We start from the raw sequence: 13,753 nt of genomic DNA on the forward strand, positions 1-13,753 counted from the left end.
TCCTTTTGATTGAGCAGGAGGCGGTCACACGAACAGTGCGATCATCATCAGCGCCAGGCCGACGAGGCTGACCAGCCATACAAGCGAGCGGACATAGGGAATGCCCTTGAGATAAAGTGGAATGTAGACGATCCGCGCCACCAGCCAGACCGCAGCCCCGAACAAACCAAAGCCCGACGAATCCCCGGTGAGGATCATCGCCAGCAGCAGGCCGATAAAGGCGGGATAGGTTTCCTGGTAGTTTCGCGAAGCGCGGGCCGCACGACCGGCCATCACGCTCTGGGGTTCGTTATCGCCGTCCCGCGGTCCGGCATTCCATGCCGTGCCGCGATCCTTGGTGGCGAAATTCCCCTGCAGAAGAACATGCACGAGAAGCAGGACGACACTCAGGCACAGAAGTACCAGAAGATAGGTCGCATTGGCTGAAGCGGCGTCCATTTTGCTCTCCGCAAATTACAGATCAAGAACCAGACGTTCCGGATCTTCCAGGCTTTCCTTGACGCGCACGAGGAAGGTGACCGCTTCCTTGCCGTCGACGATGCGGTGATCGTAGGATAGCGCCAGATACATCATCGGACGGATCACGACCTGACCGCCGATCGCAACCGGACGCTCCTGGATCTTGTGCATGCCGAGAATGCCCGACTGCGGCGCATTGAGGATCGGCGACGACATCAGCGAACCGTAGACGCCACCATTGGTGATGGTGAACGTGCCGCCCTGCATGTCTGCCATCGACAGCGTACCATCGCGGGCAGCCTTGGCGAGACGACCGAGTTCCTTTTCGACGCCGGCGATCGAACGCTGGTCGGCATCGCGGATGACAGGAACGACGAGGCCCTTGTCGGTACCGACGGCCATGCCGACGTGGCAGTAGTTCTTGTAGATGAGGTCTGTGCCGTCGATCTCGGCGTTGACGGCAGGGAGTTCCTTGAGCGCGTGCGTGACTGCCTTGGTGAAGAAGCCCATGAAGCCCAGCTTCACGCCGTGCTTCTTCTCGAACACGTCCTTGTAGCGGTTGCGAAGATCCATCACGGCCTTCATGTCCACCTCGTTATAGGTGGTGAGCATGGCGGCGGTGTTCTGGGCGTCCTTGAGGCGCTTGGCAATCGTCTGGCGCAGACGCGTCATCTTTACGCGCTCTTCGCGCGATGCATCGTCAGCCGACGAGACAGGGCGGGGAGCTGCCGGAACCGAAGCCGGTGCGGCAGGCGCAGCCGAGCCCTTGGAAATGGCGGCGATCACATCGCCCTTCAGCACCTGGCCGCGCTTGCCGGAACCGTCGACATCCGAAGTGGAGATGTTGTTGTCGGCAGCAACCTTGGCAGCAGCCGGTGCAGGCGGCATGGACGATCCGCCGGCAGGCGCTGCGGCAGCAGCAGGTGCCTGAGCAGCAGCAGCGGGTTCGGCAGCCTTTGCCGGAGCAGCTTCGGCCGGCTGTGCAGCAGGAGCTGCAGTGCCGGCAGCAGCACCGCCGGCCGAGATCTGGCCGAGCAGCGCGTCGAGTCCGACAGTCTCGCCGTTCTGGGCGACGATCTCTGTCAGAACGCCGGAGGCTGGAGCTGGGACTTCGACGGTAACCTTGTCGGTTTCCAGTTCGACCAGCGGCTCATCGGCCTTGACCGTGTCGCCGACCTTCTTGAACCAGGTGCCGACGGTTGCCTCGCTGACGGACTCGCCGAGGGTAGGGACGCGGATTTCGGTGGCCATGATCTATTTTCCGTGTTTGTCAGATATCGTTTCGGAGCAATTGGTGGAGACGGCTGAAAAATCAGCCGCCGAGAGCGTCTTCGAGGAAGGCTTCCAGCTGTGCCAGATGCTTGGACATCAGGCCGGTTGCAGGCGATGCTGCTGCCGGACGGCCCGTGTAACGGACGCGCTGATACTTGGCATCGATATGCGCCAGAACCCATTCCAGATACGGATCGATGAACGACCACGAACCCATGTTCTTCGGCTCTTCCTGGCACCAGACCATTTCCGCATTGCGGAAGCGGCTGAGCTCGTTGATGAGCGCCTTGGCCGGGAACGGATAGAGCTGTTCGATGCGCAGCAGGTAGATGTCGTCGATGCCGCGCTTTTCGCGCTCTTCCAGCAGATCGTAATAGACCTTGCCCGAGCACATCACGACGCGACGGATCTTCGCATCCTTCTGCAGCTTGATCGGACCGTCCTTGATCATCTCCGCGTCGTCCCACAGCAGGCGGTGGAACGAGCTTTCGCCCGCCATTTCCGCCAGCGTCGAGGTCGCGCGCTTGTGGCGCAGCAGCGACTTCGGCGTCATCAGGATCAGCGGCTTGCGGAAATCGCGCTTCACCTGACGGCGCAGGATGTGGAAGTAGTTGGATGGCGTCGTGACGTTTGCGACCTGCATGTTGTCTTCGGCGCACATCTGCAGCCAGCGTTCCAGGCGGGCGGAGGAATGCTCCGGGCCCTGCCCTTCATAGCCATGCGGCAGAAGGCAGACGAGACCCGACATGCGCAGCCACTTGCGTTCGCCCGATGAGATGAACTGGTCGAACACGACCTGCGCGCCGTTGGCGAAGTCGCCGAACTGGGCTTCCCAGAGCGTCAGCGCGTTTGGACGCGCCAGCGAGTAGCCGTATTCGAACCCGAGCACTGCCTCTTCCGACAGCATCGAGTTGATGACTTCGTACTTGCCCTGGCCAGCCTGAAGATTGGAAAGCGGGATGTAGCGCTCTTCGGTTTCCTGATCGTAGAGAACCGAGTGACGCTGGGAGAACGTGCCGCGTTCGCAATCCTGACCCGAAAGACGGATCTTCGTGCCTTCGACGGTCAGCGAACCGAACGCCAGCGCTTCCGCCATGGCCCAGTCGATCCCCTCACCGGTCTCGATCATCTGCGCACGGTTATCCATGAAACGCTTGATCGTGCGGTGGGCGTTAAAACCTTCCGGAATGGTCGAAAGCTTGCGACCGATCTCTCTCAGATCCTTGATCGGCATCGCGGTCTTGCCACGACGCTGCTCGTCGGCATTGTCGGCGGAACGCAGGCCGGACCACTGGCCGTCAAGCCAGTCGGCCTTGTTGGGCTTGTAGCTCTGGCCGGCCTCGAATTCGGTTTCGAGATTGGCTCGCCAGTCGGCCTTCATCTTCTCGAATTCGCCTTCGGTGATGACACCTTCGCCGATCAGACGTTCGGCATAGATCTCCGCCACGGCCTTGTGCGCGCGGATGACCTTGTACATCTTCGGCTGCGTGAACGCAGGCTCGTCGCCTTCGTTATGGCCGAACCGGCGGTAGCAGAACATGTCGACCACGACCGGCTTGTGGAACTTCATCCGGTATTCGATGGCGATCTTGGCCGCGTAGACGACCGCTTCCGGATCGTCGCCGTTGACGTGGAAGATCGGTGCCTCGATCATCTTGGCAACGTCCGACGGATAAGGCGACGAACGCGAGAATCCAGGGTTGGTGGTAAAGCCGATCTGGTTGTTGATGATGACATGCATCGTGCCGGCCACGCGGTGGCCGCGCAGACCCGACAGGCCGAGAATTTCAGCCGTCACGCCCTGGCCGGCAAAGGCCGCATCGCCGTGCAGAAGCAGCGGCAGGACCTTGGCGCGCTCGGACAGCGGAATGATGTTGTCCTTGTCCCAGACCTTGGTCAGCATGTCCTGCTTGGCGCGGGCCTTGCCCATGACGACAGGGTTGACGATTTCGAGGTGAGACGGGTTGGCGGTCAGCGACAAGTGAACCTTGTTGCCGTCAAATTCACGGTCCGACGAGGCACCCAGATGGTACTTCACGTCGCCCGAACCCTCGACTTCGTCGGGCTTGAACGAACCGCCCTTGAACTCGTGGAACACGGCGCGATGTGGCTTGCCGAGGACGTTGGTCAAGACGTTAAGACGACCGCGGTGGGCCATGCCGAGGATGACTTCCTCAAGGCCTTCCTGACCGCCGCGCTTGATGATCTGCTCCAGCGCCGGGATGAGCGATTCACCGCCATCCAAGCCGAAACGCTTGGTGCCCTTGAAGCGCACGTCGAGGAACTGCTCGTAGCCTTCGGCTTCGACCAGCTTCGAAAGGATCGCCTTCTTGCCTTCAGGCGTGAACGTGACGCCCTTGGCAGGACCTTCGATACGCTCCTGGATCCAGCCCTTTTCCTCGGGGTTGGACATGTGCATGAATTCGACGCCGATGGTCGAGCAATAGGTGCGCTCGAGGATCTCGATCATTTCGCGAACGGACGCGTATTCAAGGCCGAGAACGTTGTCGATGAAGATCTTGCGATCGTAATCGCTCTCTTCGAAGCCGTAGGACTTCGGCGACAGCTCGTTGTAATCGTCGACCGGGCTCGCGATCCCGAGCGGATCGAGCTTGGCATGAAGGTGGCCGCGCATGCGGTAGGCGCGGATCATCATGATGGCGCGAACGCTGTCGCGGGTCGCCTGCAGAACGTCGGTCTGCTGCACCGGCTGGCCGGTCACTGCAGCGGATGCTTCCGCCTTCGCCTTGACCTTGGTCTCGATCGCCTTTTCGACGATCGGCCAGTTGCCGTCGAGTGCCGAGATCAGATCGCCATTGGCGGGGATCGGCCAGTTCGAACGTTTCCAGGAGGCGCCCTGCGCGGCCTTCCTGACATCTTCGGGGCTGTCTGCCAGCGCCTTGAAGAAGGCCTGCCATTCCTCGGAAAGCGACGTTGGATCACTTTCGTAGCGCCCATAGAGCTGCTCGATATAGGCAGCGTTCGCACCATCGAGGAAAGACGTGATGAGGAACTGTTCGTTGGCTTCTTGCCGTGCCATTGCTTCCCGCGGGCGCCGCGCCCGCCTCCTGACCTGATCGGCACCGGATGAATTGACCGGAAACCGCATTCTCTGACGTATGGCTCGATACCGCTGCGAGCGGCGCCGCTCTTTTATAGACCTACCTGGGGTAGACCTACCCTGGAGCGACTTACCCGCAGGTCGCATGCAGCAACCCGCGGGTCATTTGATGTCTGGTCCATCGCCGTCTATCTATCGGCGATGGGTGACCTTTATGTGGCGTTAGCCCTTGAGGACTTCAACCAGCGTCGTGCCGAGACGTGCCGGTGAAGGCGAAACCTTGATACCGGCTGCTTCCATGGCAGCGATCTTGGATTCCGCATCGCCCTTGCCGCCGGAAACGACAGCACCGGCATGGCCCATGGTGCGACCCTTCGGAGCGGTCCGGCCGGCGATGAAGCCTGCCATCGGCTTCTTGCGGCCCTTCTTGGCTTCGTCGATCAGGAACTGTGCCGCTTCTTCTTCAGCCGAGCCGCCGATTTCGCCGATCATGATGATCGACTGCGTGGCTTCGTCTGCGAGGAACATTTCCAGGATGTCGATGAACTCGGTGCCCTTGACCGGGTCACCACCGATGCCGACAGCCGTCGTCTGGCCGAGGCCTTCGTTGGATGTCTGGAACACGGCTTCATAGGTCAGCGTGCCGGAGCGCGAGACGATACCGACCGAACCCTTGCGGAAGATCGAGCCCGGCATGATGCCGATCTTGCATTCTTCCGGCGTCAGAACGCCCGGGCAGTTCGGGCCGAGCAGGCGCGAGCTGGAACGGTCGAGGCGAGCCTTGACGCGAACCATGTCCATGACCGGAATGCCTTCGGTGATGCAGGTGATGAAGGGGATCTCGGCTTCGATCGCCTCGATGATCGCATCAGCTGCACCGGCTGGCGGAACGTAGATCACGGACGCATCGGCGCCGGTCTTTTCCTTGGCTTCGGCAACGGTCGCATAGATCGGCAGGCTTTCGCCCTTCGAACCGGTCCAGGTTTCGCCACCCTTCTTCGGATGGATACCGCCGACCATCTGCGTGCCGTAGTAGGCAAGCGCCTGTTCGGTGTGGAACGTGCCGGTCTTGCCGGTCAGGCCCTGAACCAGGACCTTGGTATTCTTGTTAACGAGAATAGACATTATCAGGTCCCCAAATTAGGCTTTGATCGCCGCGACGATCTTCTTGGCAGCGTCGTCGAGATCGTCAGCAGCCGTGATCGCAAGACCCGATTCGTTGAGGATCTTCTTGCCCAGCTCGACATTGGTGCCTTCGAGGCGCACGACGAGCGGAACCTTGAGGCCGACTTCCTGAACCGCTGCGACAACGCCTTCGGCGATGACGTCGCACTTCATGATGCCGCCGAAGATGTTGACGAGGATGCCCTCGACCTTCGGGTCAGCCGTGATGATCTTGAAGGCAGCCGCGACCTTCTCCTTGCCGGCGCCACCGCCAACGTCGCAGAAGTTTGCAGGCTCTTTGCCGTACAGCTTGATGATGTCCATCGTCGCCATCGCGAGACCGGCACCGTTGACCATGCAGCCGATGTTGCCGTCGAGCGCCACGTAAGCGAGGTCCCACTTGGACGCTTCGATTTCCTTGGCGTCTTCTTCCGACTCGTCGCGCAGCGCCTTGACGTCGTCATGGCGGAAGATCGCGTTGCCGTCGAACGACATCTTGGCATCGAGAACGCGCAGATGATCGTCCTTCATGACGATCAGCGGGTTGATCTCGAGGAGCGCCATGTCCTTCTCGTTGAAGGCCTTGTAGAGCAGCGGGAACAGCGACTTTGCATCTTCCGCAGCAGCACCCGACAGTTCAAGCGCCGAAGAGATCGCAGCGATGTCTGCTTCAGTCACGCCGGCTTCCGGATCGATCGCGATCGTGTGGATCTTCTCGGGCGTGTCGTGAGCGACAGCTTCGATGTCCATGCCGCCTTCGGTCGAAACGACGAAGGCAACGCGACCAACCGAGCGGTCGACGAGCAGCGAGCAGTAGAGTTCGCGGGCAATGTCGGCGCCATCTTCGATATAGAGGCGGTTGACCTGCTTGCCGGCGTCGCCGGTCTGCGCGGTTACCAGCGTGTTGCCGAACATTTCCTTGGCGTGGCTCTTGGCTTCATCGATCGAGAAAGCCAGGCGAACGCCGCCCTTGGCGTCCGGTCCGAGTTCCTTGAACTTGCCCTTGCCGCGGCCACCAGCGTGGATCTGGCTCTTGACCACGTAAAGCGGACCCGGCAGCTGCTTTGCAGCAGCTTCGGCTTCTTCTGCGGAGAAGATTGCAACACCTTCCGCAACCGGTGCGCCATAACCCTTCAGGAGGGCTTTGGCCTGATATTCATGAATGTTCATCGAGGTATCCTTAAATCCGTGCGCCCGAAGGCGATTACTTCAGCGCAGGCGCGATATTGATGCAGGCTTCGCAGAGAGCCGAAACAGCGCCGACCGACTTCTGGAAGGCAGCTTCTTCGTCCTTGTTGAATTCAACTTCGATGATCCGCTCGATACCACCGGCACCGATGATCGTGGGAACGCCGACATACATGTCCTTCACGCCGTACTGGCCGGACAGGTAAGCAGCGGCAGGCAGAACGCGCTTCTTGTCCTTGAGGAAGGATTCGGCCATCTCGATCGCCGAAGCAGCCGGAGCGTAGTAGGCAGAACCGGTCTTCAGCAGGCCGACGATTTCAGCGCCACCGTCACGGGTGCGCTGGATGATTTCTTCGAGACGCTCGGCGGTGACCCAGCCCATCTTGACGAGATCGGTCAGCGGAACGCCGCCGACGGTCGAGTAGCGGGCGAGCGGCACCATCGTGTCGCCATGGCCGCCAAGAACGAAGGCCGTGACGTCCTGGACGGAAACGTTGAACTCTTCCGACAGGAACAGGCGGAAGCGAGCCGAGTCGAGAACGCCGGCCATGCCGACGACCATGTTCTTCGGCAGGCCGGAGAACTTCTGCAGAGCCCAGACCATCGCATCGAGCGGGTTGGTGATGCAGATGACGAATGCGTTCGGGGCATATTTCTTGATGCCGGCGCCGACCTGTTCCATCACCTTCAGGTTGATGCCGAGCAGATCGTCGCGGCTCATGCCGGGCTTGCGGGCAACGCCGGCAGTGACGATGCAGACATCAGCGCCTTCGATGGCGGAATAGTCGCTGGCACCGGAAAGCTTGGCGTTGAAGCCTTCGACGGGACCGGACTGGGCAATATCGAGGCCCTTGCCCTGCGGGATGCCGTCAGCAATGTCGAAGAGGACGATGTCGCCCAGCTCCTTCAGGCTGGCAAGATGTGCCAGCGTGCCACCGATCATGCCCGAACCAATAAGTGCAATTTTCTTGCGCGCCATCGAAAAGCTTCCTCTCAAGACTTTACCTGCGTCAAGTCATAGCAGGTTCACGTGCGGCGCCACCGATAGCGCCATATCGGAAAAATCGCAATCGATTATTTCGGAGTGATATTTTTCAATCGGTTAGATATCAATTACCTTACGTAAACGTAAGAACTTCTGTCATGAAAGTGTCAGGCTTCTTGACGCTTTGCGTTGTGCAGAGCGAGGTAATCGGTGCTCCGCATCTCCCAGAGACGGGAGATTGTTCGATCGAACTCGAACCCCTCGGTGCCGCGCTTCTCCAACAAAAGCTGATCCGGTTCGCTCGCGGCGGAGACATAGAGTCTGACCGAATGGTCGTAGAACGCATCGACGAGATTGATGAAGCGCTTGGTTGCGTTGCGCTTTTCGGGTCCGAGCTGAGGGACGTGCTCGATGAAGACAGCGTCAAAGCGATCGGCGATCGCCAGATAGTCCGACGCGCCTAGCGGTTTTTCACACAAGTCCGAGAAGCTGAACCGTGCAGCCCGGCCGGACGCCAGCGGCACCTTGATGGTGCGACCTTTCATCGGCAACTCGACAGGGCTCGCCTTCTCGCCGTCGATCACCTGATGCCAGGTGTTTTCGATCGCGAGATCCGCCTGGGGGCTGAGAGGCGTCACATAGACGGGCAGGCTCGCCAGCTTCTGCATCCGGTAGTCTGTTGGCGAGTCCAGCGTGACGACATCCACGTAGCGGCCGAGCAGCGCGATGAACGGCGTGAACAGACCGCGGTTGAGGCCATCCCTGTAGAGATCGTCGGGGGCTACGTTCGAGGTCGCGACGAGAACGCATCCAAGGCCGAACAATTCCGTGAACAGACGTGCAAGGATCATAGCATCAGTGATATCGGTCACCGAGAATTCGTCGAAGCAGAGAAGTTCCGCTTCTGCGAACAGGGCCGCAGCGATCGGCGGCACCGGATCTGCCTGTTTCGTCTCGCCGCGTTTCAGCTTTTGACGGTGCTCGTGGATACGTCCATGCACGTCGGCCATGAATTCGTGAAAGTGCAGACGCCGCTTTTTTGCGATGGATGCCTTCTTGAAGAACATGTCCATCAGCATGGTCTTGCCGCGACCGACGCTGCCATGCACATAAAGTCCGCGGATTTCCCGCGGCTTGCCGCCACCGCGGGCAAACAGCCAGCCGAGTGCACTCGTCTTCTTGGCTGGCTTCGTGTCTCTGAAGCATTTGAGAATGTGGTCGAGCTTGGCGGCCACCTGCATCTGCGCAGTGTCCGGAGTCAGCACCGCGGACGCCGCCAGTGCCTTGAGCTCTTCACCGACGCTCGATGTGTAGTCCGGGATCGGCTCCACCCTGCCGCCTCCGCAGACCGTTTACCGGCTGAGACCGAGAGGCTGGCCCGAATTGGTGGTGCCGTCGAAACGGGTATCGCCGCTCTTGTAGACGCGGCCGATGACGTCGCCGGCGCGGTTCTTGAACTGAACCATCTTGCCCGACACTTCCCACGAACCCATCGTCGTCAGTTCGCCGGAGCAGCCACGAGTGCCGCCGCGCGATCCGCTGCCGAGATTGGTGAGCGTCAGGAACATGTCGCAGGACGAGCCGCCATTGGCAACGCGCCAGTTGCCGACCATCTGCTGCTTGGTAATATCGAGAGCATTGGCAGGCGCCGCAGCATTCGGATCGACTGATGCCATCTGCTGGCCTCCCTGAGGCGCCGTCGGATATTGGGCTGCACCACCCGGAGGTGGAAGCTGGCCGCCCTGCACACCCTGAACAGGCTGTGCCTGAAGCGGCGCGGGCCGGGAGGGCTGTGCTGGCAGATCAGCATAAGGGGAGGTATTGGACGTCCTCTGGCAACCGGCAAGAGCCAGCGCAAGAACAACGCCTGTCGCCACATATCTGAACTGCATCACAAAACTCCTGCTTTCAGCCGCATCTCTGCATGGAACTGATCCATTCAATTGAGACGGAATTACCGTAAAAGGACTTAGTTAATCAAGTCATACCGGCGCTATTTGGCGAGGGCCCGACAACTGTCACGATTACGCGAGCTGTTTTAATCGAAAAATCCCGACCGTGCGTCTGCAGGGTCGGGATACTGTAAGGTTTTACTAGACGCGGCGCTCGACCATCATTTTCTTGATTTCGGCAATCGCCTTGGCAGGGTTCAGACCCTTCGGGCAGGTCTGCGCACAGTTCATGATCGTGTGGCAGCGATAGAGCCGGAACGGATCCTCGAGATTGTCAAGGCGTTCGCCCTTGGCTTCGTCTCTGGAGTCGATCAGCCAGCGATAGGCCTGCAGCAGAACAGCTGGACCGAGATAGCGGTCGCCGTTCCACCAGTAGCTGGGACAGGATGCCGAGCAGCAGGCGCAGAGAATGCACTCGTAGAGGCCATCGAGTTTCTGGCGGTCGTCGTGGCTCTGCTTCCATTCCTTGGCAGGTGTCGGCGAGACGGTCTTCAGCCAGGGCTCGATGGAGCGGTGCTGGGCGTAGAAGTTCGTCAGATCCGGAACCAGATCCTTGACCACGGGCATATGCGGCAGCGGATAGACTTTGACCGTCCCCTTCACGTCGTCCATGCCCTTGGTGCAGGCAAGCGTGTTGGTGCCGTCGATGTTCATCGCGCAGGAGCCGCAAATGCCTTCGCGGCACGAACGGCGCAGTGTCAGCGTCGGGTCGATATTGTTCTTGATGTAGAGAAGACCATCGAGAACCATCGGCCCGCAATCGTCGATATCGATGTAGAACGTATCGATGCGCGGGTTCTGGCCGTCATCCGGGCTCCAGCGGTAGACGCGGTATTCCCGAACGTTCGTGGCACCGTCCGGCTTTGGCCAGACCTTGCCTTCGGTCATCTGGGAATTCTTGGGCAGAGCGAGTTCAACCATGTTCCAGTTTCCTCAGATCAATACACGCGCGCTTTCGGCTCGATCTTGTAAGGATCGATGCCGTCGGCGATCAGGTCCGTGTGGACCGGGCGATAGTCGAGCTTCACGTCGCCCGCGTCGTTGACCCAGGCAAGCGTGTGCTTGCGCCAGGTCACATCGTCGCGGCCGGAAAACGCGCCGTCCGTATAGTCCTCGCGTGCATGAGAGCCGCGGCTCTCCTTGCGCGCTTCGGCACCGTAGACCGTGGTGATCGCGTTCGCCATCAGGTTATGCAGTTCGAGCGTCTCGACGAGATCCGAGTTCCAGATCATCGAATGGTCGGTGACCTTCACGTCGCGCATTTCGCCCCAGATCGCCGACATGCGCTTGCAACCGGATTCGAGCGATTCCTGGGTGCGGAACACGGCGGCATCGTCCTGCATGGTGCGCTGCATCTTGTCGCGCAGGATCGCCGTCGGCGTCGAGCCGCTGGCGTGGCGCAGGCTGTCAAAGCGGTCCATGATCTTGTCGCAGGCGGCCGTGTTCAGTGCCGGGATCGGTCCTTCGCGGTCGATCACCTGGCCGGCGCGGATGGCGGCAGCACGGCCGAACACGACGAGATCGATCAGCGAGTTGGAGCCGAGACGGTTGGCACCGTGCACCGAGGCGCAACCCGCTTCACCGACGGCCATAAGGCCGGGCAGGATGCGTTCCGGATTGTTGGCATCTGCGTTGAGCACCTCGCCCCAGTAATTGGTGGGAATGCCGCCCATGTTGTAATGCACGGTCGGCAGAACCGGAATCGGTTCGCGCGTCACGTCGACGCCCGCAAAGATCTTGGCGCTTTCGGAAATGCCGGGAAGGCGTTCGTGCAGCACGGCTGGATCGAGATGGTCGAGATGGAGGAAGATGTGGTCCTTGTTCTTGCCGACGCCGCGGCCTTCGCGGATTTCCAGCGTCATGCAACGCGAGACCACGTCACGGGAGGCCAGATCCTTCGCGGATGGCGCATAGCGCTCCATGAAGCGCTCGCCCTCGGAATTCACGAGGTAGCCGCCTTCGCCGCGTGCACCCTCGGTGATGAGACAGCCCGAACCATAGATGCCGGTCGGGTGGAACTGGACGAATTCCATGTCCTGAAGAGGCATGCCGGCACGCGCCACCATGCCGCCGCCGTCGCCGGTGCAGGTATGGGCGGAGGTTGCCGAGAAATAGGCGCGGCCGTAACCGCCGGTCGCCAGAACCACCATCTTGGCGGTAAAGCGATGGATCGTGCCGTCGTCGAGGTTCCAGGCAACGACGCCTGTGCAGCGACCATCATCCGACATGATCAGGTCGAGCGCGAAATACTCGATGAAGAATTCCGCGTTGTGCTTCAGCGACTGGCCGTAGAGCGTGTGCAGGATGGCGTGGCCGGTGCGGTCAGCGGCAGCGCAGGTGCGCTGCACCGGCGGGCCTGCACCGAAATTCTGCATGTGGCCGCCGAACGGGCGCTGGTAGATCTTGCCTTCTTCGTTGCGCGAGAAAGGCACGCCGTAATGTTCGAGTTCGTAAACGGCCTTGGGTGCTTCCATGACCATGTACTGCATGGCGTCAACGTCGCCAAGCCAGTCGGAACCCTTGACGGTGTCATAGAGATGCCACTGCCATGAATCGGGCGTCATGTTCTGCAGCGAGGCGGCAATGCCGCCCTGTGCGGCGACGGTGTGCGAACGGGTCGGGAAGACCTTGGTGATGCAGGCCGTCTTGAAGCCCTGTTCGGCCATGCCGAGCGTGGCGCGCAATCCTGCACCGCCGGCACCCACGACGATCACGTCGTAGGAATGGTCGACATAGGTATAGGCCTTGCCGGTCTGAGAGGCGCCTGAAGCGATGGGGGTGACGGATGCCATGACGGATTATCCTACGAAAGCGATCTTCAGAACGGCGAACAGACAAAGCCCGGCGATCAGGATCGAGAAGAATGTGTTGAGCATGACGAACAGGACCTTCGCGAACTCGCTGTGCACGTAGTCCTCGATGATGACCTGCATGCCGAGCTTCATGTGGATGATGCCCGAGATCACGACAAGGCCCATGACAACAGCGACGAACGGGTTCGACAGCGCCTCGACCACTTCGGCAAACGGCTTGCCGGCATAGATGATCATGAAGATCACGAAAAAGGTCATCAACGGCACGTTGGCGACGGCGGTCATCCGCTGACGCCAGAAATGTTCGGTGCCGTCTTTGGCGGAGCCCAGTCCGCGGACCTTACCGAGCGGGGTGCGCATATCCATGGAAGCTGTTCCTTAGCGAACGATGAAGCCGACCACCCAGACCAGCACGGTCAGACAGAGCGATGCGATGATGTTGGCGATGGCGAGCTTGGTCGAAAATTCCTTCTCGAAGCCACGGCCCAAGTCCCACATGAAGTGGCGGAAGCCGCCGAGCATGTGGTGGATCAGCGCCCATGTATAGCCGAGAAGAACCAGCTTGCCGGGAATGCTGCCAAGCGCCCAGTTGGCCCAGTCGTAGTAAGCCGGGCCGCTTGCTGCAGCGATCAGCCACCACGCGATAAGGATCGTGCCGAAATACAGAGCGCCACCGGTGATACGGTGAACGATCGACATGACCATTGTGGGGATTGGCTTGTAGATTGAGAGATGCGGCGACAGAGGCCGGTTGTTAGTCACATTCGCCATCAGAACCTCGCGGCGTCGTAATGCGTCAAAGAGCGGGAGCCCTTGGCAATGCACGCTGCCGAGAAAATGTGCATTGCATCATTCGCGT

Annotated in this window: 12 protein-coding genes; all 12 read right to left on the reverse strand. The window is 60.4% G+C overall.

From position 1 onward, the window contains the following. Positions 1–24 precede the first annotated feature (24 nt). Positions 25–438, reverse strand: a complete 414-nt coding sequence (locus tag ACQY1K_RS15485) for an MAPEG family protein (protein ID WP_192077832.1) — start codon at positions 436–438, stop codon at positions 25–27. A gap of 15 nt (positions 439–453) precedes the next feature. Next, positions 454–1,710 carry a 2-oxoglutarate dehydrogenase complex dihydrolipoyllysine-residue succinyltransferase gene (gene odhB / locus ACQY1K_RS15490; protein ID WP_430257795.1) on the reverse strand — a complete coding sequence of 419 codons (1,257 nt, stop codon included), beginning with the start codon at positions 1,708–1,710 and terminating at the stop codon, positions 454–456. Between the two features lie 61 nt (positions 1,711–1,771). Beyond that, a complete protein-coding gene (locus ACQY1K_RS15495) occupies positions 1,772–4,771 on the reverse strand; it encodes a 2-oxoglutarate dehydrogenase E1 component (protein WP_062581691.1) in 3,000 nt (999 codons plus the stop codon). 243 nt (positions 4,772–5,014) lie between these two features. Next, complete coding sequence (gene sucD / locus ACQY1K_RS15500; RefSeq protein WP_062581687.1) at positions 5,015–5,917, reverse strand: succinate--CoA ligase subunit alpha; 903 nt, start codon at positions 5,915–5,917, stop codon at positions 5,015–5,017. A gap of 15 nt (positions 5,918–5,932) precedes the next feature. Next, complete coding sequence (gene sucC / locus ACQY1K_RS15505; RefSeq protein WP_113111732.1) at positions 5,933–7,126, reverse strand: ADP-forming succinate--CoA ligase subunit beta; 1,194 nt, start codon at positions 7,124–7,126, stop codon at positions 5,933–5,935. Positions 7,127–7,160: 34 nt separating this feature from the next. After that, a complete protein-coding gene (mdh, locus tag ACQY1K_RS15510) occupies positions 7,161–8,123 on the reverse strand; it encodes a malate dehydrogenase (protein WP_062462492.1) in 963 nt (320 codons plus the stop codon). 173 nt (positions 8,124–8,296) lie between these two features. Next, entirely contained in the window at positions 8,297–9,460 is a 1,164-nt protein-coding gene (gene zapE / locus ACQY1K_RS15515; RefSeq protein ID WP_430257796.1) for a cell division protein ZapE, read from the reverse strand. A gap of 21 nt (positions 9,461–9,481) precedes the next feature. Then, positions 9,482–10,021 (reverse strand): protease inhibitor Inh/omp19 family protein, encoded by a 540-nt coding sequence (locus ACQY1K_RS15520; protein ID WP_062462486.1) that lies wholly within the window; start codon positions 10,019–10,021, stop codon positions 9,482–9,484. A gap of 201 nt (positions 10,022–10,222) precedes the next feature. Next, positions 10,223–11,002, reverse strand: coding sequence for a succinate dehydrogenase iron-sulfur subunit (locus ACQY1K_RS15525; RefSeq protein WP_062462483.1), 780 nt, complete (start codon positions 11,000–11,002; stop codon positions 10,223–10,225). A 17-nt stretch (positions 11,003–11,019) separates the two neighbouring features. Next, complete coding sequence (sdhA, locus tag ACQY1K_RS15530; protein ID WP_092659318.1) at positions 11,020–12,873, reverse strand: succinate dehydrogenase flavoprotein subunit; 1,854 nt, start codon at positions 12,871–12,873, stop codon at positions 11,020–11,022. A gap of 6 nt (positions 12,874–12,879) precedes the next feature. Beyond that, complete coding sequence (gene sdhD, locus ACQY1K_RS15535) at positions 12,880–13,260, reverse strand: succinate dehydrogenase, hydrophobic membrane anchor protein (protein ID WP_062462477.1); 381 nt, start codon at positions 13,258–13,260, stop codon at positions 12,880–12,882. Positions 13,261–13,272: 12 nt separating this feature from the next. Then, positions 13,273–13,665 (reverse strand): succinate dehydrogenase, cytochrome b556 subunit, encoded by a 393-nt coding sequence (gene sdhC / locus ACQY1K_RS15540; RefSeq protein ID WP_430257797.1) that lies wholly within the window; start codon positions 13,663–13,665, stop codon positions 13,273–13,275. Positions 13,666–13,753: the final 88 nt, after the last annotated feature.

This window comes from Neorhizobium sp. IRS_2294 (assembly GCF_050500145.1).
GTDB classification, from domain to species: domain Bacteria; phylum Pseudomonadota; class Alphaproteobacteria; order Rhizobiales; family Rhizobiaceae; genus Neorhizobium; species Neorhizobium soli.